This is a genomic window from Pacificimonas aurantium, from assembly GCF_020092905.1.
Classification (GTDB): domain Bacteria; phylum Pseudomonadota; class Alphaproteobacteria; order Sphingomonadales; family Sphingomonadaceae; genus Pacificimonas; species Pacificimonas aurantium.
Genome location: NZ_JAGSGB010000001.1, coordinates 481,827 through 500,474, shown reverse-complemented (window position 1 = coordinate 500,474; position 18,648 = coordinate 481,827). Strand labels below are relative to the sequence as shown.

18 protein-coding genes are annotated in these 18,648 nt (G+C 65.4%); 12 read left to right on the top strand and 6 right to left on the bottom strand.

Going from position 1 to position 18,648, the window contains the following annotated elements:
* Positions 1–88 precede the first annotated feature (88 nt).
* From KCN53_RS02470 to KCN53_RS02440, 7 genes are all read left to right on the top strand, one after another.
* Positions 89–1,315: a GGDEF domain-containing protein gene (locus KCN53_RS02470; protein WP_088711600.1), complete on the top strand. Its 1,227-nt coding sequence runs from the start codon at positions 89–91 to the stop codon at positions 1,313–1,315.
* A gap of 42 nt (positions 1,316–1,357) precedes the next feature.
* Positions 1,358–2,314 (top strand): histone deacetylase family protein, encoded by a 957-nt coding sequence (locus tag KCN53_RS02465; RefSeq protein WP_397333596.1) that lies wholly within the window; start codon positions 1,358–1,360, stop codon positions 2,312–2,314.
* A 71-nt stretch (positions 2,315–2,385) separates the two neighbouring features.
* On the top strand, positions 2,386–4,239 hold the full coding sequence (locus KCN53_RS02460) for a 2-oxoacid:acceptor oxidoreductase subunit alpha (protein WP_088711601.1): 1,854 nt from the start codon (positions 2,386–2,388) through the stop codon (positions 4,237–4,239).
* Between the two features lie 388 nt (positions 4,240–4,627).
* Positions 4,628–5,662 (top strand): 2-oxoacid:ferredoxin oxidoreductase subunit beta, encoded by a 1,035-nt coding sequence (locus KCN53_RS02455; RefSeq protein WP_088711603.1) that lies wholly within the window; start codon positions 4,628–4,630, stop codon positions 5,660–5,662.
* 445 nt (positions 5,663–6,107) lie between these two features.
* The gene (locus KCN53_RS02450; protein ID WP_224199301.1) at positions 6,108–6,632 is read left to right on the top strand and encodes a sigma-70 family RNA polymerase sigma factor; all 525 of its coding nucleotides are present in this window, start codon (positions 6,108–6,110) and stop codon (positions 6,630–6,632) included.
* Between the two features lie 2 nt (positions 6,633–6,634).
* A complete protein-coding gene (locus KCN53_RS02445) occupies positions 6,635–7,111 on the top strand; it encodes a hypothetical protein (protein ID WP_088711605.1) in 477 nt (158 codons plus the stop codon).
* Positions 7,111–7,620: a hypothetical protein gene (locus KCN53_RS02440; protein WP_088711606.1), complete on the top strand. Its 510-nt coding sequence runs from the start codon at positions 7,111–7,113 to the stop codon at positions 7,618–7,620. The genes KCN53_RS02445 and KCN53_RS02440 overlap by 1 nt, the downstream gene beginning before the upstream one ends.
* 30 nt (positions 7,621–7,650) lie before the next feature.
* On the opposite strand, the gene KCN53_RS02435 is transcribed toward KCN53_RS02440, so the two are convergent.
* Positions 7,651–8,547 carry a D-amino-acid transaminase gene (locus KCN53_RS02435; RefSeq protein WP_088711607.1) on the bottom strand — a complete coding sequence of 299 codons (897 nt, stop codon included), beginning with the start codon at positions 8,545–8,547 and terminating at the stop codon, positions 7,651–7,653.
* A gap of 48 nt (positions 8,548–8,595) precedes the next feature.
* Between KCN53_RS02435 and KCN53_RS02430 the strand changes: the two genes are divergently transcribed.
* On the top strand, positions 8,596–10,002 hold the full coding sequence (locus KCN53_RS02430; RefSeq protein WP_088711608.1) for a cryptochrome/photolyase family protein: 1,407 nt from the start codon (positions 8,596–8,598) through the stop codon (positions 10,000–10,002).
* On the opposite strand, the gene KCN53_RS02425 is transcribed toward KCN53_RS02430, so the two are convergent.
* Entirely contained in the window at positions 9,999–12,365 is a 2,367-nt protein-coding gene (locus KCN53_RS02425) for a TonB-dependent receptor (protein ID WP_088711609.1), read from the bottom strand. The genes KCN53_RS02430 and KCN53_RS02425 overlap by 4 nt on opposite strands.
* Positions 12,366–12,481: 116 nt before the next feature.
* Here KCN53_RS02425 and KCN53_RS02420 point away from each other — a divergent pair, with 116 nt between their 5' ends.
* Positions 12,482–13,111 carry a TetR/AcrR family transcriptional regulator gene (locus KCN53_RS02420; protein WP_088711610.1) on the top strand — a complete coding sequence of 210 codons (630 nt, stop codon included), beginning with the start codon at positions 12,482–12,484 and terminating at the stop codon, positions 13,109–13,111.
* 22 nt (positions 13,112–13,133) lie between these two features.
* Here the strand turns inward: KCN53_RS02420 and KCN53_RS02415 are convergent, their stop codons facing one another.
* Positions 13,134–13,910: an SDR family NAD(P)-dependent oxidoreductase gene (locus KCN53_RS02415; RefSeq protein WP_088711611.1), complete on the bottom strand. Its 777-nt coding sequence runs from the start codon at positions 13,908–13,910 to the stop codon at positions 13,134–13,136.
* 163 nt (positions 13,911–14,073) lie between these two features.
* Between KCN53_RS02415 and KCN53_RS02410 the strand changes: the two genes are divergently transcribed.
* From KCN53_RS02410 to mltG, 3 genes are all read left to right on the top strand, one after another.
* Positions 14,074–14,316 carry an acyl carrier protein gene (locus KCN53_RS02410; RefSeq protein WP_088713338.1) on the top strand — a complete coding sequence of 81 codons (243 nt, stop codon included), beginning with the start codon at positions 14,074–14,076 and terminating at the stop codon, positions 14,314–14,316.
* Between the two features lie 97 nt (positions 14,317–14,413).
* Positions 14,414–15,670: a beta-ketoacyl-ACP synthase II gene (gene fabF, locus KCN53_RS02405; RefSeq protein WP_088711612.1), complete on the top strand. Its 1,257-nt coding sequence runs from the start codon at positions 14,414–14,416 to the stop codon at positions 15,668–15,670.
* Between the two features lie 13 nt (positions 15,671–15,683).
* Positions 15,684–16,667: an endolytic transglycosylase MltG gene (gene mltG / locus KCN53_RS02400; RefSeq protein ID WP_224199299.1), complete on the top strand. Its 984-nt coding sequence runs from the start codon at positions 15,684–15,686 to the stop codon at positions 16,665–16,667.
* On the opposite strand, the gene metW is transcribed toward mltG, so the two are convergent.
* From metW to KCN53_RS02385, 3 genes are read right to left on the bottom strand one after another with little or no spacing between them, the layout of a single operon-like run.
* Entirely contained in the window at positions 16,664–17,251 is a 588-nt protein-coding gene (gene metW / locus KCN53_RS02395) for a methionine biosynthesis protein MetW (RefSeq protein ID WP_088711613.1), read from the bottom strand. The genes mltG and metW overlap by 4 nt on opposite strands.
* Positions 17,248–18,345 (bottom strand): homoserine O-acetyltransferase MetX, encoded by a 1,098-nt coding sequence (metX, locus tag KCN53_RS02390; protein WP_088711614.1) that lies wholly within the window; start codon positions 18,343–18,345, stop codon positions 17,248–17,250. Before metX ends, metW begins: the two co-directional genes overlap by 4 nt.
* Positions 18,342–18,629, bottom strand: coding sequence for a YciI family protein (locus tag KCN53_RS02385; protein ID WP_088711615.1), 288 nt, complete (start codon positions 18,627–18,629; stop codon positions 18,342–18,344). Before KCN53_RS02385 ends, metX begins: the two co-directional genes overlap by 4 nt.
* Between the last annotated feature and the right edge of the window lie 19 nt (positions 18,630–18,648).

Below are 18,648 nucleotides of genomic sequence, written 5' to 3'. Positions count from 1 at the left end.
CCCGGCAGGAACGGGACTATATTGGCTTAAGGACGATTGACGGAGAAGCTTGCGGTAATAGGTCGTTTGACCGGAGGGTGAGCGGCAAATGAATATCGAGACTTCGGCCTTTTTCTGGCTGCTGACGAGCCTTTACATCGTCTTTGCGCTCGCATTCCTGCTCATCTCCCGAGTCGTCCTGCTTCGCGGCCCGGCCCTGCTCGCCGCGGCTGCTGCCGCGATGGCGGCGCTGGGCCTTCCCATCGATCCGTTCGCGCAGCTCAGCCCCGGCCTCATGTACGGGACTGCGGTGGCGCTGCACCTGTTCGGCAATGCCGCTCTTGCATCCGGGCTCCTGATGCGCCGGGGCAGGCCGATCCCCGTGCGGATGTTCGTCCTTCTCGCGGGTCTCGGCACCGCCGCGACCTTCTTTTTCACGCTTGTCGTTACGGAAGTGTCGCTGCGCCGCGCGGGCGTCGCCCTCGCCGCTGCCGCCATCAGTCTCATCACCGCGGCCTGTCTGCGCGGCGACAACCGCACCGTCGTCGACCGGCTCATCCTCGGCGTCGTTCTCCTTTCGGCGCTCAACTATGCCGGCAGGATCCTTGTCGTGTCGGTGCCGCTTCTCGGCGGTCCGCTCAGCCCTGCGCAAGCGCAGGCGTTCCTGCCGCTGCATCTGGCCGGGATGGCGGTCGCCGGAACGGCGCTCAACATTCTGTTCCTGTCCGCGCTCGGTATCGATCTCATCCGCCGCCAGGCGCGCGAGATCGGCACCGACGCGCTTACCGGCCTCGCCAGCCGCCGCGCCTTCATGGACCGTCTGGAGAGCCTGGGCGGACGGCAGGGGCGGCGGGCCTTGCCTGCCCAACCGGGCCCCGTTGGCCTCATTCTCATCGATATCGACCGGTTCAAGGCGGTGAACGACCGCTTCGGCCACGCGGTGGGGGACGAGGTCCTGCGCCGCACCGGCGCCGCGCTAGCAGGGGCAGCACCCGGCCTGCCAGCGCGTATCGGCGGAGAGGAATTCGCCCTCCTCGTTCCGGCGCCCGGCCCCGCCGACGCCGCGCGCACGGCCGAAGACCTGCGCCGCGCCGTCGAAGCGGCGCTTGCCGGCGGGCTGCCCGATGGCGGCGACATCACCGTCAGCCTGGGCTGGGTGTGGAGCGGCGAACCGCACCGCGAGACCGCGTCGGCGTTGCTTCTCGCTGCCGACGACTTCCTCTACCGCGCAAAGGCGGACGGCCGGAACCGGGCCGTCGGCGGCGATATGGCCGGCATGGCCGGCGCGTCCGCGGCCGGTCCATCGCGAATCGGAAATGCCGGTGCGGCGGCGTGAGCCCTTGCCGCCCTCAGTTCCCTCGCGGCAAGATATGGCGGCGTGACCTTCACCCTGTTCCATCATCCCGACTATGTCGCGCCGCTTCCGGCGGGCAGCAGCTTCCCCATGAACAAATACGGCCTCCTCATACTCGCGCTGGAGGAGCTGGGCGCCGACATCGAGGTTGCTGCGCCGCGCGAAATGCCGGCCGAGTGGATCGCTGCCGTGCACGAGCCCGCCTATGTCGAGGAAGTGCTGGCCCAGGCAGTCCCGCGGGAAAAGGAGCGCCGGCTCGGCTTTCCGGTAACGTCCCGCGTCGCGCGCCGCGCCCAGCTATCGCTCGGCGGTACCTACGAGGCGGCGCTGGCGGCCCTCGCAGACGGCTACGCCGCGAACGGCGCGGGCGGCAGCCACCATGCCCTGCCGGCGACCGGTGCGGGTTACTGCGTCTTCAACGACCTTGCCGTTGCCGCCAACCGGCTGCTCGGGGAGGCGCACGCCGCCCGCATCATGATCGTCGACCTCGACGTGCACCAGGGCGACGGGACGGCGGTCATGCTGGCGGGCCGCCCGGACGTGTTCACCTATTCGCTGCACGCCGAGAAGAATTTCCCGGTCAGGAAGGCGCGGTCCTCGCTCGACGTCGGCCTTCCCGACGGGGTTTCGGACTCCGGCTATCTTGCTGCTCTCGACGAAACGCTCCCCGCCGCCGTGCAGGATTTCGCGCCGGACCTCGTCCTATACCAGGCGGGCGTCGACCCGCATGAGGGCGACCGGCTGGGCCGACTGGCGCTGACCGACGCGGGCCTTGCCGCGCGCGATGCCTATGTGCGCGATCTCTGCCGCGAAGAGGGCGTCCCGTTCGCGGCGGTTCTGGGCGGCGGCTATGCCGCCGATAGCGGCCGGATGGAGCTGGCCCGCCGCCACGCCCGCACCCTCATGACCTGCGCCGGCCAAGCTCCTCCTTTGACAAGCCCTAGCGAATCTTTGTTGGAAGCGGGCGGGTCGGCTCCCTAGATGCGAAGGCGACTGGTAACCGGACCGTCATGCAGGGCGGTCCGATACGGGAACAAGAGCGAACGGAACCGATGGCGACGAAACTGAAGGAAACCACCGCGCACGCCGAACAGCGCGAGGCCGTCACCGTGCGGTTCGCGGGCGATTCCGGTGACGGCATGCAGCTGACGGGCGGACAGTTCACCCAGTCGACCGCGCTGGCCGGCTCGGACCTTGCGACCTTCCCGGACTTTCCGGCCGAGATTCGGGCGCCGCAGGGCACAACGTTCGGCGTCAGCGCCTTCCAGATCAATTTCGGCTCTGAAGCGATCGAGACGGCGGGCGATGCCCCCGACATTCTCGTCGCCATGAATCCCGCGGCGCTGAAGACCAACCTCGCCGCGCTGAAGCCGGGCGGCCTCATCATCGCCGACACCGGCGAATTCGGCGCCCGCAACCTCAAGAAGGCGGGGTACGAGGAAAGCCCGCTCGAAACCGACGAGCTGAAGGACTATCAGCTCGTGGCGTTCGACATTTCCGCGCAGACGCTGGAGAGCGTGAAGGAATTCGGCCTCGGCAACAAGGAGGCGCTGCGGTCGAAGAATATGTGGACGCTCGGCCTTGTCCTCTGGATGTTCGACCGCGACCGCCAGCCGATCGTCGACTGGCTGAACGCGAAATTCCTCAAAAAGCCGGAAATCGCCGCCGCCAACATCGCCGCCCTCAACGCCGGCCATGCCTATGGCGAAACGGCTGAGGTGCAGCAGGGTCTCGGCCGCTACCAGGTCGGCGCGGCGGAAACCGAGCCCGGCCTCTACCGCACCGTGACGGGCGGCGAATCCCTAGCCCTCGGCCTCGTTGCGGGCGCCAGCCTCGTCGACCTGCCGATGTTCTTCGGCTCCTACCCGATCACGCCGGCCTCGCCGCTTCTCCACACCCTGTCGCGGCTGAAGGAGTTCGGTGTTACCACCTTCCAGGCCGAGGACGAGATCGCGGCCATCTGTTCGGCTATCGGCGCAAGCTATGCGGGCCAGCTCGGCGTCACCTCCTCCTCGGGGCCGGGCATTGCGCTGAAGGGCGAGGCGATGGGCCTTGCCGTCATGACCGAGCTTCCGCTCGTCATCGTCAATTCGCAGCGCGGCGGTCCCTCGACCGGCCTCCCGACGAAGACCGAGCAGTCCGATCTCTACCAGGCGCTCTACGGCCGCAACGGCGACGCGCCGATGCCGGTCATCGCTGCGCGTTCGCCGGTCGATGCGTTCGACTGCGCCATCGAGGCGTGCCGGATCGCGGTCGAATATATGACTCCCGTCATGCTGCTGACCGACGGCTATATCGGCAATGCCGCAGAGCCTTGGCGCGTGCCCTCCATCGACGATTACGAGCATCGTCCCGCCCGGCACTATGAGGGCGAGCCCGTCAGCCCCTACAGCCGCGACGAGAAGCTTGCGCGCGTCTGGATCAAGCCCGGTACCCCCGGTCTGATGCACCGCATCGGCGGCATCGAGAAGAATTACGAGACCGGCAACATCGACTACGCGCCGGCCAACCACCAGAAGATGACCGATACGCGCCAGGCGAAGGTCGAGGGCGTCGCGGACTCCATCCCCGACCAGGATTTCGAGATTGGCGGACCCGGGGACGACATGCTCGTCGTCGGCTGGGGGTCGACTTACGGTCCCATCCACCAGGCTGTGAAGCGTGCCCGCGCGGGCGGCGCGAATGTGGCGCAGCTCCACATCCGCCACCTCTGGCCCTTCCCGAAGAATCTCGGAATGCTGCTGCGCGGTTTCGACAAGATCCTCGTGCCGGAAATGAACACCGGCCAGCTGAAAACCGTCCTCCGCGACCAGTTCCTCGTCGACGCCCAGCCCCTCAACAAGGTCAGCGGCCAACCCTTCAAGATCGCCGAAATCGAAGCGGCCATCGCGGAGATGCTTGGGTGAGGCACTTGATGTCCTTGCTCAGGCCGTTTGTGCAATACGCCTTTATGAGTCTTTCCCTATGCGCAACGGCTTTCTTGATTGAAGCAATCGATATTTTGGCGCTTTTTGCGATATTTTTCTATGTTGTGCTTGGCGTTTTCCTAATCAGTGGAATTCGTCCGCAAGCAGCGAGACGGAATGCCTGGGCGCTCGGCCTGCCAATCACGCTCGGGACGCTTTTTCTTTTCGCAGAACAGCGCGACCCACTTCCTGACGCTCCATACGGACTGATACTCCTCTCAGTCTGGTTGCTATGTAGCATTCCTTTCATCCTGAGTTTCAGGCGTGCCGAGAAGGAAGGCCGTATAGTTCCAGCCCCGAGCTCATTCCGTACGATTGAGAAGCAAAGATGAACGACATGACCCCTCTCAAGCCGAATGACTTCGCCACCGATCAGGAGGTGCGCTGGTGCCCCGGCTGCGGCGACTATGCGATCCTGAAGGGCGTGCAGCGCACCATGGCGGAAATGGGCGCGCGGCCGGAAAACACCGTGTTCATTTCGGGCATCGGCTGCTCCTCGCGCTTTCCCTACTACATGGAGACCTACGGCTTCCACACGATCCACGGCCGCGCGCCCGCGCTCGCCACGGGCGTCAAGCTGGCCAATCCCGATCTCGACGTCTGGATCATTACCGGCGACGGCGACGGTCTGTCGATCGGCGGCAATCACATGATGCATGTGCTGCGCCGCAATCTCGACTGCCAGATCCTCCTGTTCAACAACGAGATTTACGGCCTCACCAAGGGTCAATATTCGCCTACCTCGCGCGAGGGGACGCGCAGCCCATCGACGCCCTATGGCTCGGTCGACCATCCGGCGGAGCCCGGCACCTTCGCGCTCGGTTCGGGCGCGCGCTTCATCGCGCGCTGCATCGACACCGCGCAAAAGCAGATGCCCGGCATCCTGAAGCGCGCCCATGCGCACAAGGGGGCCAGCTTCGTCGAACTCTACCAGAACTGCATCGTCTACAATGACGACGTCTTCGCGGGCTTTACCGAGAAGAAGCAGGCGCCCTTCACCCAGCTCTGGCTCGAACATGGCCAGCCCATGTTGTTCGCGAACGGCGAGAAGGGCATCGCGCTCGACGCCGATACGCTGTCTCTGAAGATCGTCCACGTGGTGGACGGCGACTGGGAAGCGGCGGGCGTCCGCGTACATGACGAGAAAAACCGCGTCATGGCGGGCCTCCTCGTCGCTATGCGGCACAATGAGGGCATGCCCGTCGCGCTCGGTGTCATCTACGAGGATCCGGCGCCCAGCTTCGAGGAAGATGTCCGCACCCAGAATGTCGAAGCCGCGAAGGGCAAGGTCGTCGACCTTGAGGCTCTCATCAAGAAGGGCCAGACCTGGGAAGTGAACCAGAAGAAGCTCCGCGAGGTCTGAACCGGGTGCGGAACCGGACCGGCGGCCCCGGCCGTCGCGCGTTTCCCGGTCCCGCCCCTCTACCACTTGAAAAATAGGCCTGCGTGCCGGAGGCTCTTTCCCTCATGCTTTCGGCATTCCAATCTTCCAGCTGCGCACGGTCTCGCATTCCTGGCGGGGACTACAGGACCTGCGCGGTCTCTCGCGTGCGTGCACGCGCGCAACGCACACGCGCACATGCGCACACGCGCGCGCTGAGGTGTGACCTATGTGACCTACAGCTGCGGGGCTCGGTCGCATCCCTTGCCGATTTGGCGCCTCCTGTGGACCTTACCGCCGCTGCCGCTCGCCTCTCTATTTCATCGGTTCGCCGCAACTGCGCGGGGGAGGGGACGGGCCCGGCCCGTATCCCCGTTCGATGCTGCAGGTGATGTCGGCGCCTTCACCGGGTGAGCCCTCGACGCTCATGGCGGACGTCGCGGCCGGCGACGACGAGGCCTTTCGCGCGCTGACCGAGGTTCTCTACGGTCCGGCGCTCGGAACCGCCATGAAAGTGCTGGGCAGCCGGGCCGAAGCCGAAGACGCCGTTCAGACCGCCTTGGTCAAGCTATGGCGGACGGCGGAGCGCTTCGATCCTGCCAAGGCGAAGGTCGAAACCTGGTTCCGGCGGATCGTCGTCAACTGCTGCATCGACAGGAAGCGAAGCCTGAAGCCGGTGGACCCCATCGACGAGGCGTTCGACCTGGAATCGGACGAGCCGGGGCCGGAAGCCGAGACCGCCGGACTGATGCGCGACAAGCGCGTCGGCGATGCGGTGATGAAGCTGCCGGCGCGCCAGCGGGCGGCAATCACGCTGTTCTACGGCGACGGCGCGACGATGAATGAAATTGCCGAGGCGCTCGAGACGACGCCGAAGGCGGTGGAAGGACTGCTGGCCCGTGCGCGGGCCGAACTAGCGAAGATGCTCGAAGGGTTGCGAGAGGAACTGTAGCCATGACCGGGGACTGGAATGTGAACCCGCCGTCGAACGACGAGGAACCGATCGACCGTCTGCTGACGGCCTGGGCGCGCGACCGCGATGTCGAGGTTGGCCCCGACGCGGCTCGCCTTGCTGCCGACCGTGCGCTCGCGGAAATCCACGCCGCGCCTCAGCGGCGCTGGATGCCGGCGGCGATCTTCGGCGGCAGCGTGGCCGCTGCCCTGGGCGGCGTTCTCCTGCTGTCGCCTGCCGACGATCCCTCCGGGTCCGGGGCGCCCGGAGCAGCGCCGGGTGTCGAACTCGCTTCCTCCTCCTCCTCCTCGGCCCCCGCGCCGGGCGCGGTGGACGACGGGCTGCCGCGCTTCGTGGGCACCGAGGCGGCGCTCGCCGCCCTGCCCGAGGATCTTCCCGATCTCGACGACCCCACCGACGATGCCCTGATGGCCAGCTATGTGTTTACGCTCGGTCCGGCAGAGGAGCCGATTTACTGATGATCCTGTCCCGCACCATGACCGGCGCCGCCGTCGCACTCTGCATCGCTGCCCCCGCGGCGGCCCAGCAGCAACCCTTTGGCGGCCTGTCCCCCGAGGGGCGTGCCCGGCTTGCCGGCGCCATGTCCGCCGAGCCCTCTCCCGGCTACAGTGCGAAGGTGGCGCAGGCGCGCTCGCGCGTTCTCGACCTTCTTGGCGCCGACGATCTCGATATCGACGAGATCGCCGAGGCGCAGCAGCAGGAGCGCGAACTGGTGATGAAGGAGCATGCCCGTGCCCATGCCCGCATGCGCGATGCCTATGAGGACCTCTCCGCCTCGGACCGAAAGGCCTTTGCACAGGCGCTGAAGCTGCGTGAGCAGCGGCTGCGCGCGCAGATGGCGCAGGCGAAGGACCGTATGGAGGCGATCGACCGGCTCATGCGCTACCAGGCACAGCGGGTTGCCGAAATCCAGCAGCAGCAGCGCGCCCGGGCACGCGCGGCCCGGCAGGTTTCGGAGCAGCAATAGCCGGCAGCGGCAGGCGGCCGGACAGCTCGCTCAGTCGCCGCCGGGACTGCCCGCGCGCGGCGTCCATCCGGTCTGGCGTTCGATTTCCTCCCACATCAGGCGGCAGGCGGTCAGGCTGGCCGGCCCGGGAGTGCCGTCGCCGACGGCCTCCCCGCCGATGCTGACGATGGGCATGACCGGAGAGGAGGTGGACGTGACGAACACCTCCGCGGCGTCCTTCAGCGCCGCCACATCGTAGCTCCGCTCGGCGACCGTTTCGCCGGCGTCTTCCAGCAGGCCGATCAACCGGCGGCGCTTCAGTCCCGGCAGGACGGCGTGGGAGAGCGGCCTTGTGACGATGGTGCCGTCCCGGTCGACGACCCAGACGGTCGTGCTCGACCCCTCGGTCACCGTCCCGTCGGGATCGATCATGATCGTTTCATAGGCCCCGGCTTCCTTGCCCGCCTGTTTGGCGATGACGTTGGGAAGAAGCGCGACCGACTTGATGTCCCGCCGGCTCCAGCGCTGGTCCGCCGCGGTGATCGCGGTCATGCCGACCTGCTGCTCGGGGACCCGCCGGGAAAAGTCGAAGGGGCGGGCAATCATGCTTAGGCCCGGCGGGGTGCGGGCGTCGGGAAAGGCATGGTCCCGCCTTGCTGCGCCGCGGGTGATCTGGAGGTAGAGCATGCCGGTCGACACGCCGCTTTTGCGGATCAGCCGTTCTGCGGCGATGCGTAGCGCGGCGTCCGACATGGGAGCGCGGATCTGCAGCTCGTTCAGGCTGCGCGCCATGCGTTCGAGGTGCAGCGGCCAGTCGAACAGGGCGCCGCCGAAGATGCTGGCGACCTCGTAGATGCCGTCGGCGAACAGGTAGGCGCGGTCCTCGATCGACACCGACGCCTGCGCCAGCGGCACGATGCGACCATTTACATAGGCAAGCCGCGGCAACTCCCGGTCTCCTCATCTCGTTGGGCGCCAAAAGGACTAGGGGAAAACATGACGTCGATCATCTGGTTTCGCGAGGATTTGCGCCTGTCCGACCAGGCGGCGCTGCGGGCGGCGGCGGACGAGGGACCGGTCATCCCGGTCTATGTCCTAGACGATGGGTCACCCGGCCACTGGAAGATGGGCGCCGCGCAGCGCTGGTGGCTCCACCATAGCCTCAGAAGCCTTGCCGCCGACCTCGACGAAAAGGGCTCCCGGCTCATTCTTCTCAGGGGCGAGGCTTCGGTGAAGGTCGGGGCCCTCGCGGACAAGCTCGGCATCGAGCGGGTCCACGCCCTGGAGCATTTCGAGCCCTGGTGGCGGAAGCAGCAGGACAAGCTGTCGGACCGGCTGGAGCTTTGCCTGCATCAGGGCAAGCTGCTGATGCCGCCGGGTACGGTGACGACCAATTCGGGGGATCCCTACAAGATCTTCACGCCCTTCTGGAAATCGCTGCAGCAGGTGCTCCCGCCCGGCGAGCCGCAGCGCACCCCGCAGCGACTGGAGGCGCCCGACGAATGGCCGGACAGCGACCGGCTGGACGACTGGAAGCTGCTGCCGGAGAGTCCGAACTGGGCGGAGGGCTTCGACGCGTGGACGCCGGGCGAAGCGGCGGCGCGGCGGGCCGTACGCGATTTTGCCGACCGGGTGGCCGACTATGACGACGGGCGCAACCTTCCATCGGAAGACCTTACCTCACAGCTCAGTCCGCACCTTCACATGGGCGAGGTGTCGCCTGCCTATGTTTGGCACAGCGTTGCTGCGAATCGGCAGTGGCAGACAGTCGAGACCTTCCTGTCCGAGCTCGCCTGGCGCGATTTCTGTAGCCAGACGATCACCATGTTCCCGGATTATGGCGACGAACATGGCCGCGACCAGTTCGAGAAGATGGACTGGACCGATACGTCGTCGGGCGAAGGCCGGGAGCATCTGCAGGCCTGGCAGCAGGGCCGGACCGGCTATCCCATCGTCGACGCCGGCATGCGCCAATTGTGGCACATCGGCTGGATGCACAACCGGGTGCGGATGATTGCCGCCCAGTTCCTGATCAAGCACCTCCTGATCGACTGGCGCGAGGGCGAGCGCTGGTTCTGGGACACGCTTGTCGATGCCGACTATGGCAATAATTCGCAGAACTGGCAGTGGAGCGCGGGCGCCGGGATCGACTCGCACCCGTTCCACCGCATGATGAACCCGAAGACGCAAAGTCCGAAATGGGAGGCCGCTGGCTATATCCGCGAATGGGTTCCCGAGCTCGCGGCGCTATCGGACAAGGATATCCATGTGCCCTGGGAAGCCGGGGAAGATGCGCTCGACGCGGCCGGGATCACTCTTGGGAAAGAGTATCCCGAGCCGGTCGTCGAACATCAGGCGGCCCGCGAACGGGCGCTGTCCACCTATCGCAAGGCGAAGGGCTAGAAGCGGAACTCGCCGGTGACGAACACGCGGCGCGGATCGCCGTAGAATGCGGTCAGCGTCCCCTCGAGGCCGAGGGTCGGCGTGACCGGTCCGCCATAGGGGGCATCTACGAAGTTATAGCCGGAGACGATGTAGCGTTCGTCGGTCAGGTTCTTCCCGTAGACGCCGATGCGGAAGCGGTCGTCGTCCGAGGCCCAGGCGATGCTGGCATCGATCAGGTAATAGCCATCCTGGTCGAGGAAGCGGTTGGGCGTCTCGAACTGGCTGGTATCGCTGCGCATGGAAATCTGCGAACCGATCAGGATCACGCCGGGACCGGCAGGGATGCCGATGTCGCCGCGGACGCTTCCGGTGAATTCCGGCGTGTTCTGGAATGTGCGCTGATCGGCGACGTCGTTGCCGAAGGCGTCGATGAACTGGTCGTATTCCGCGTCGAGCCAGCCGAAGCTGAGCCCGAGGTCGAAGGTAGAGCCGGTTCCGGCGAAGTCGCGACCCGCCCGCGCGGTGGCCTCGAACTCGATGCCGGAGATGGTGGCCGCGCCGGCGTTCGTCGTGACGCCGGTGAAGGTGTCGTTCACCCCGTCGCCGTCCGTGTCGCTGCCGATCGAGCCCGGGATCTGCACATCGGTATAGTCGGCATAGAAACCGGCCAGACTGATGTTGAGATCGTTGTCGAGAAGCGAGGCCTTCCAGCCGACCTCGTAGCTGTCGACGATTTCCGGGTCGAAACTGATGAATTCGAAGACCTCATCCTCGGACACGGTGCCGTCGCCGTCCAGATCGGGGGCCTCGGACGTCTGGCCACGCGGATCGAAGCCGCCGCCCTTGAAGCCTTTCGAATAGGTCGCGTAGAGATTGTGGTCCGGCGTCGGCTGGTAGCTGATCGAGACACGCGGAGTGAATTCTTCGAAGGTCTCCGACCCGTCGAAGTCCGATGTCACCGCAAAGGGAACCCCGCTGCCGCCGAAATAGTCGGAGAAGCCTCCGACAAGGGACTGGCGCAGGACGACGGACTCGCGCGTATCCCAAGTGTAGCGCCCGCCAACCGACACGCTCCACTGATCGGTGAGATCGTAGGTGAAATCGCCGAAGATGGCGAAGGTCTCGGTATCCACGTCGCCGAAGGTCTGCGCGTTAAAGCCGGGAAGGCCAAGCGACTGGCCCAGTACATCGAGAAGGGAGTCGAAGACGGTTAGGGCGTTGGCGCGCAGGTAATAGGCGCCGATAAGCCCGGCCAGTATTCCGTCGTCGTACAGGACCTGGAATTCCTCGGAGAACTGGTCGTTGTCGTAGATGGCGGGCACGTCGAGGTCCGCCGCGGGCAGCGAATCGAAGTCGATCGGCGTTGTCGAGGAGTCCTCGCGATAGGCGAGGATGTTGCGCAGCTGAATCGTATCGCTGACATCCGCCTCGACGGTGAGCGCGCCGCCATAAGCCTCGACCTCCTGATCGACGACGTCGAGCCCAGCGCGAGTGTCGTAGACATCATCCAGAACCGGCGCGCCCGACAGCAGGCCGGGAATGAGGCGGTGACCCTGGCGCGGCGCGCTGTCATCCTTCACATAATCGCCTGAGAGGCGGACAAAGACACCATAGGCGGGCTCCGCCTCAAGCGTTGCCCGGGCGGCCCAGACATCCTTGTTGTAGTTTTCCACGCCGTCCTGCACCAGATTGTCGCCGTAGCCGCCCCGGCTGAGGCGGGCGGCCGAGGCGCCAAAGCGAACCTCGTCGGTCAGAGGGACGGACCCCGAAAGGACGAGGTCGGCCTGGTCGTAGCTGCCATAGGTGCCGCGAACCTTGAATTCCGTGTCGGTCGGCAGGCGCCGGGTCACATATTTGATCGCGCCGCCAATGGTATTGCGGCCGTAGAGCGTGCCCTGCGGTCCACGCAGCACTTCGATCCGCTCGACATCGTAGACGTCCAGTACAGAGGCCTGCGGCCGGTTCAGATAGACGTCGTCCACATAGACGCCGACCCCCTGCTCGAAACCGGCGACCGGGTCCTGCTGGCCGACGCCGCGGATGAAGGCGGTGAGCGTGGTGTTCGTGCCGCGAGAGACCTCCAGCGTCACGTTCGGAACAGTCTGGGCAATCTCGGTGATGTCGAGAACGCCCTGTTCGGCCAGCTCGTCTCCGCTCAGCGAAGATACCGAAATCGGCACGTCGAGAAGCCGTTCCTCGCGCCGACGCGCGGTTACAACGATGACGTCGGAGGATATCCGGTCGCCGACTTGCTGGCTGTCGGCAACGGTCTCAGCTTCGCTCGGGGCGGTCGTCTGAGCCGAGACGGGTGCAGCCAACGCAATGCAGGTGGGAAGGGCGGTGCCGAGGAACAGTCCGCGGCGGATAGACGGGTAGCGCATTCAGAATATCCCCAAGGAGTGACGACGGGGTTCATCCCCGTTTCGGCGCCGGCAATATTGAAACATGAATCGCTTTTCAACTTTAAACCGAAGTTGAATGCGGGCAGGGAAGCGGGATGGCCCAGACTGCAGATCATGAAGAGCCCGGCCGCACGCCGAGGACGGCGCGCGGCGAACGGACCAAACAGGCGCTACTCGACGCCGCCGCCATCGAGTTCGGCGAGAAGGGGTTTCACGAGACGTCGATAACCACGATCACCAATCGTGCAGGAACCGCGCTCGGAAGCTTTTACACCTACTTCGAGTCGAAAGAGGAGATTTTTCGCGCTCTTGTGCAGTTCATGAGCGCCGAGGTGGCCCGGGCCGCGGGCGGTGCGCTGGAAGGGGAACGGGGGGTTTTCCAGCGAGAACAGGCCGCCCTGCGAAGCTTTCTGGCCTTCGCGGCGGAACATGGCGAAGTCTATCGTATCATCGACGAGGCTGAGTTCGTCGATCCGGCCGCCTGGCGATCACATTATGAAAAGACAGCCGCGCGGATCTGCAAGAGGCTCGAAGACGCAGCGGAGGCAGGGGAAATCCGCGAGGATGCCGGCGAACTTCACGCCTGGGCGCTGATGGGAATGAACGTCTTCCTTGGCCTGCGCTATGCGGTCTGGGATCGGGACAGGCAGCCGGCGGATGTCGCCGAAGCTGCCCGTGACCTGATCGAAAACGGTCTGCGGCGGCGCAAACCAGCCGATTCCTAGACGCGCAAACCGGACGTAAGGCTCAGTCTTGCAGGGCCATCATGTTCGGCTGCCCGTTCGATGCGCTGACCCCGCCGTCCACGGGGAGGTTCACGCCAGAGACAAAACGGGCATCGTCGGAAGCCAGGAACAGCACCGGACCCGCCACATCCTCGGGTTCGCCCGGCCGCCCGAGGGCGATCCGCTGTTTGAAGCGTGTCATGAGCTTGTCGTTGTCGAAAATTCCGCTGCTCATTTCGGAGCGGGTGATGGACGGGTTCACCGCGTTGACGCGAATGCCCTTCGCACCGAGTTCGAGCGCAAGCGCGCGGGTGAAGTTCGTCACCGCCCCCTTCGAGGCGTTGTAGATGGCCATGCCGAAGTCGCCGCCCGTACCCGACACGCTGGACGTGTTCACGATACACCCTTTCGTCTTGGCGAGTTCGGGAATGGCCGCCCGGCTCATCCGCATCAGGCCGCGGACGTTGACCGACAGCACCTTGTCGATGTCCTCGTCGGAGGCGTCCGCGAAAGGGCCGTTCACGGCGACACCGGCATTGTTGTGCAGAACATCGAGGGCACCGAACCGCTCTACGGTCTTCGACACGAGCTGTGCCGGGAAGCCATCTTCGGCAATGTCGCCTTCGACAATCAGGGTCCGATCCGCGGGCATGTTGGCGGCCACCTGTTCGAGGTCGCCGCGGCTGCGGCTGTTGATGACGATATTGGCCCCTTCTTGCGAAAACCGCTTTGCGACGGCCTCGCCGATTCCGCTCGACGATCCGGTAACGATGACGGTTTTGCCGGTGAAACGGGCCATAGGTGCAAAGACTCCTTGCTGGATTTCTGATTCACCGGGTGAACGGTTGGGCGGCGCGGACGTTTCAGGGGGGTGGGGAGCCGCCTCAATCCCTTGCCAGCCGCAAGCGGCGCGGATAGGGCGCTCTTCTGAAAGACAACAGAACTCCTAAGGGACTATGGATATGAGCGACATCGCTGAACGCGTGAAGAAAATCGTCGTCGAGCATCTCGGGGTGGAGCCGGAAAAGGTCACCGAAGACGCGAGCTTCATCGACGACCTGGGCGCGGACAGCCTCGATACGGTCGAGCTCGTCATGGCGTTCGAAGAAGAATTCGGCGTGGAGATTCCGGACGATGCGGCCGAGAAGATCCTGACCGTCCGCGACGCCATCAACTATATCAAGGAACATAAGGCGGACGCCTGAGGCGTAGCCTGTACCGTTCCCGGAAATTACCGGTAGCCGAGCGGCGGTCCTTCCGTGATGGTGAAGGGCCGCCGCCATTCGTTAGGGAGAACCTCCGATGCGCCGCGTAGTCGTTACGGGCCTCGGCCTTGTCACCCCGCTCGGCGGGGACGTCGAAACCAGCTGGAAGAACATTCTCGCCGGTAAGTCCGGCGCGGGCCGGATCACGCGCTTCGATCCAGAGGATCATGCGTGCAAGATCGCCTGCGAAGTGAAAATGGACGGCTCCGAGATGGCGCTCGACCTCTCGAAGCGGGTGGACCACAAGGTTCAGCGCCAGGTCGACCTGTTCATCCAGTTCGGCATCGATGCCGCAGGCCAGGCGATCGAAGATGCCGGCCTTCTCGACCTGTCGGATGAGGAGCGCCTGCGCGCGGGCTGCTCGATCGGGTCGGGCATCGGCGGGCTTCCCGGGATCGAGAAGGAATCCATCGTCCTTCACGAGCGCGGGCCGCGGCGCGTCAGTCCGCACTTCGTGCATGGGCGGCTGATCAACCTCGTCTCCGGCCAGGTTTCTATCAAATATGGGCTGGAGGGGCCGAACCATGCCGTCGTCACCGCCTGTTCGACCGGCGCGCATTCGATTGGCGACGCGGCGCGGATGATCGCGCTCGACGATGCCGACATAATGCTGGCGGGCGGCGCAGAATCTGCGATCTGCCCCCTCGGAATTGCCGGATTTGCCCAGGCCAAGGCGCTCTCCACGCGCAATGACGATCCCGAAGGCGCGAGCCGTCCCTATGACGAAGGCCGTGACGGCTTCGTCATGGGCGAGGGTGCCGGAATCGTCGTGCTGGAGGAGATGGAGCGGGCCAAGGCACGCGGCGCGACCATCTACGGCGAAGTCATCGGCTATGGCCTGACCGGCGACGCCTTCCACGTCACCGCACCGCACGAGGATGGCCGCGGCGGCTTCCGGGCCATGCAGAATGCACTCGCCCGGGCCGGTATGACGCCTGGCGATATCGATTATATCAACGCCCACGGCACTTCGACGCCGCTTGGCGACGAGATCGAACTGAACGCGGTGCGGCGCCTGTTCGGCAGCGCCATCGATCATGTGTCGATGTCGTCCACGAAAAGCGCCATCGGCCACCTTCTGGGCGGAGCCGGCGCGGTAGAGGCGATCTTCTGCCTGCTCGCCATGCGCGATCAGGTCGCGCCGCCGACGATCAATCTCGAAAATCCCTCCGAAGGCTGCAAGGGCGTGGACCTTGTGCCGCTGACGCCGAAGGAGCGGGAAATCCGTGCCGTCCTGAACAACAGCTTCGGGTTCGGCGGAACGAACGCATCCCTCGTGATGAAGCGCGTTTAGGCGGCGCCGGCCCGTGCGCGTTTTCATCCGCGTCCTGGTCGGCCTCCTCGTGCTTGGCGGAATCCTTGCCGCCGGCGCCTTCCTCTACGGCCGTAGCGAATGGGTCGAGCCGGGGCCGCTCGCGGAAGCCACGAACGTCGTCATCCCGCGCGGCAGTTCGCAGGCGCGGGCTGCGCTCTTGCTCGAGGAAGAAGGCGTGCTCGCCAATGCGGACCGCTTCCGCATCCTGTCGCGGGCCTTTGGAGAGACTGCTCCCATCCGCGCCGGCGAGTTCCGCTTCCCCGCCGAGGTCAGCGCTGCCGACGCGCTGAATATCTTGCAATATGCCGAACCCGTACAGCGGCGGATCACGATCCCGGAAGGGCTGCCGTCCGTGCTGGTGCACGAGCGGATCATGGCTGCGCCCTTCCTGACCGGAGAGATCGACGTGCCCGAAGAAGGCAGCGTCCTTCCGGCCACCTATAATTACGAGCGGGGGGAGCCGCGGTCCGCCCTTCTCGGCCGCATGCAGCAGGCTATGACGGAGACCGTCGCCGAACTGTGGGACGAGCGCAGCGAGGACACGCCGGTCGACACCCCGCGTGAGGCAGTGATCCTCGCCTCTATCGTGGAGAAGGAAACGGCGGACCCTGCCGAGCGGCCCACGGTTGCCGGTGTTTACCGAAACCGGCTGGAAATCGGCATGAGGCTGCAGGCCGATCCGACCATCATCTACCCCATTACCAAGGGGAGGCCGCTGGGGCGGCGGATCCGGCAGTCCGAGATCGACGCCGTCAACGGCTACAACACCTATTCCATGACGGGCTTGCCGGACGGGCCCATCGCCAATCCGGGTCGCGAATCGATCGAGGCGGTGCTGAACCCGGCCGAAACGGATGCGCTTTACTTCGTGGCTGACGGTTCCGGCGGACATGCATTCGCCGAGACGCTGGCCGAGCATAACGAGAATGTCCGAGCCTGGTTTGCCCTGCGCCGGGCGCGCGGGGAAATGGACTAGCGCCCCAGCAGGAAAACGGCGTGCTCGGCCATCAGATTGGCAAGCCGTCCTCCGGTGCGGTGGCCGCCCGAGAGGAACCAGGATTTCTCGATCCGGAACCCGAGATCGTCGACCAGCGCGCGGAAGTCGTCGATCGTCAGATGATGAATGTTGGGCGTGTCGTACCAGCGCGCGGGGAGCAGCCGCGTGACCGGCATGCGCCCGCCGAGCAGAAGCGACGTCCGGATGCGCCAGTGGGCGAAATTGGGAAAGGAAACGAAGGCGTGGCTGCCCAGGCGCATCAGGTCCTTGAGAATGAGGTCCGGCCGCCAGGTGGTCTGGAGGGTCTGCGACAGGATGGCGTAATCGAAACTTCCCGCGGGATAGGTGTCGAGGTCGGTATCGGCATTGCCCTGGACGACGGAAAGGCCTTTCGCGACGGCAGCCGCGACATTGTCCGCGTCGAGTTCCAGTCCGCGCGCATCGACCCCGCGCCGGGACACGAGTTCGGCCATCAGCGCGCCGTCGCCGCAGCCGATATCGAAAACACTCGAGCCCTCCGGGACATTGTCGGCAATGACGGCGAGGTCGGGACGAAGGCTCATGAAGGTGTTCCCGACAGGAAGCCGTCGACGATCCGGTAGAGGTCGGGGGACTCGAGGAGGAAGGCGTCATGTCCGTAGGGCGAAGACAGCTCCACGAAGCTGACGGGCGCTCGCACGCTGTTCAGCGCATGCACGACCCGGCGCGATTCGGAAGTCGGATAGAGCCAGTCGGTATTGAAGCTGATGACGCAGAACCGGGTACCGCTGCCGCGGAAGGCCTCCCCCAGAACCCCGCCATGACGTTCGGCAAGGTCGAAATAGTCCATGGCCCGAGTGATGTAGAGATATGAGTTGGCGTCGAACCGGTCGGTAAAGCTGCTACCCTGGTGGCGGAGGTAGGATTCGACCTGGAAATCGGCATCGAAGCCGAAGCTGATCGCCTCCCTGTCCTGCAGGCGGCGTCCGAATTTCTCGGTCAGCCCCTGTTCGGACATATAGGTGATATGCGCGGCCATGCGCGCCACCGACAGACCTGCAGCCGGGGCCGGGCCGCCATAATAGTCGCCGCCGGCCCAGGCGGGATCCGCCATGATGGCCTGTCGCCCCACCTCGTGAAAGGCGATGTTCTGCGCGCTGTGCCGCGCCGCGGTGGCGATTGCGACGGCCCTCTCCACCCGGTCCGGATAGAGGCTGGCCCATTGCAGCACCTGCATGCCTCCCATCGAGCCGCCGATCGCCGCGCAGAGCCGATCGATACCGAGATGGTCGAGCAGCTTCGCCTGCGCACGCACCATGTCCGCTATGGTGATGACGGGAAAGCGCAGACCCCAGGGCCGGCCATCCTCGTGCAGGCTTTTCGGACCCGTCGTTCCCATGCACGAGCCGAGGACGTTCGCGCAGATGATGAAATGTCGTTGCGGATCGAGCGAGCGGCCGGGACCGATCATGCGAGTCCACCAGCCGGGCTTTCCGGTCACCGGATGCCGGCTGGCCGCATATTGGTCCATGGTCAGCGCGTGACAGACGAGAACGGCATTGTCCCGCTGCGGCGAGAGCTCGCCATACGTCTCGAACGCCACCTGCAGCGACGGCAGCACGGCGCCGCCGTCGAGCGCCAGCTCTCCCAGCTCAACGGTCTGCGGTGAAGAGGTCACTCCTGTTCGGGAAGGACCTGGCGCCACGACGTCACGGCGACGCTGGCGAACAGGCCCGCCTGCGCATAGGGATCGGCCGCGGCAAAGGCGATGGCCTCCTTCCGGTCGGCAAAGTCGATGACCAGCAGCGACCCGATCGGGCTTCCTTCACCATCGAGCAGCGGTCCGGCAATCAGCACATCCTCGCCCTTGCTGCGGATATGGTCGAGATGGGCCGCCCGCGTTTCGGCGCGCAGGTCGCCCGCATGGGGCTTGTCGATGCAGTGGATCGCATAATGCGGCATAGGGGAGAACTCGATAGAG

What these genes read in the sequence shown, in the direction of transcription:
- KCN53_RS02440 (WP_088711606.1), top strand. Translation starts at nt 7,111, where the DNA reads ATGATCCTGTCCCGCACCATGACCGGCGCCGCCGTCGCACTCTGCATC.
- KCN53_RS02420 (WP_088711610.1), top strand. Translation starts at nt 12,482, where the DNA reads ATGGCCCAGACTGCAGATCATGAAGAGCCCGGCCGCACGCCGAGGACG.
- metW (WP_088711613.1), bottom strand. Translation starts at nt 17,251, where the DNA reads ATGAGCCTTCGTCCCGACCTCGCCGTCATTGCCGACAATGTCCCGGAG.
- KCN53_RS02385 (WP_088711615.1), bottom strand. Translation starts at nt 18,629, where the DNA reads ATGCCGCATTATGCGATCCACTGCATCGACAAGCCCCATGCGGGCGAC.
- KCN53_RS02425 (WP_088711609.1), bottom strand. Translation starts at nt 12,365, where the DNA reads ATGCGCTACCCGTCTATCCGCCGCGGACTGTTCCTCGGCACCGCCCTT.
- KCN53_RS02445 (WP_088711605.1), top strand. Translation starts at nt 6,635, where the DNA reads ATGACCGGGGACTGGAATGTGAACCCGCCGTCGAACGACGAGGAACCG.
- KCN53_RS02460 (WP_088711601.1), top strand. Translation starts at nt 2,386, where the DNA reads ATGGCGACGAAACTGAAGGAAACCACCGCGCACGCCGAACAGCGCGAG.
- KCN53_RS02470 (WP_088711600.1), top strand. Translation starts at nt 89, where the DNA reads ATGAATATCGAGACTTCGGCCTTTTTCTGGCTGCTGACGAGCCTTTAC.
- KCN53_RS02415 (WP_088711611.1), bottom strand. Translation starts at nt 13,910, where the DNA reads ATGGCCCGTTTCACCGGCAAAACCGTCATCGTTACCGGATCGTCGAGC.
- fabF (WP_088711612.1), top strand. Translation starts at nt 14,414, where the DNA reads ATGCGCCGCGTAGTCGTTACGGGCCTCGGCCTTGTCACCCCGCTCGGC.
- KCN53_RS02430 (WP_088711608.1), top strand. Translation starts at nt 8,596, where the DNA reads ATGACGTCGATCATCTGGTTTCGCGAGGATTTGCGCCTGTCCGACCAG.
- KCN53_RS02410 (WP_088713338.1), top strand. Translation starts at nt 14,074, where the DNA reads ATGAGCGACATCGCTGAACGCGTGAAGAAAATCGTCGTCGAGCATCTC.
- KCN53_RS02450 (WP_224199301.1), top strand. Translation starts at nt 6,108, where the DNA reads ATGGCGGACGTCGCGGCCGGCGACGACGAGGCCTTTCGCGCGCTGACC.
- KCN53_RS02455 (WP_088711603.1), top strand. Translation starts at nt 4,628, where the DNA reads ATGAACGACATGACCCCTCTCAAGCCGAATGACTTCGCCACCGATCAG.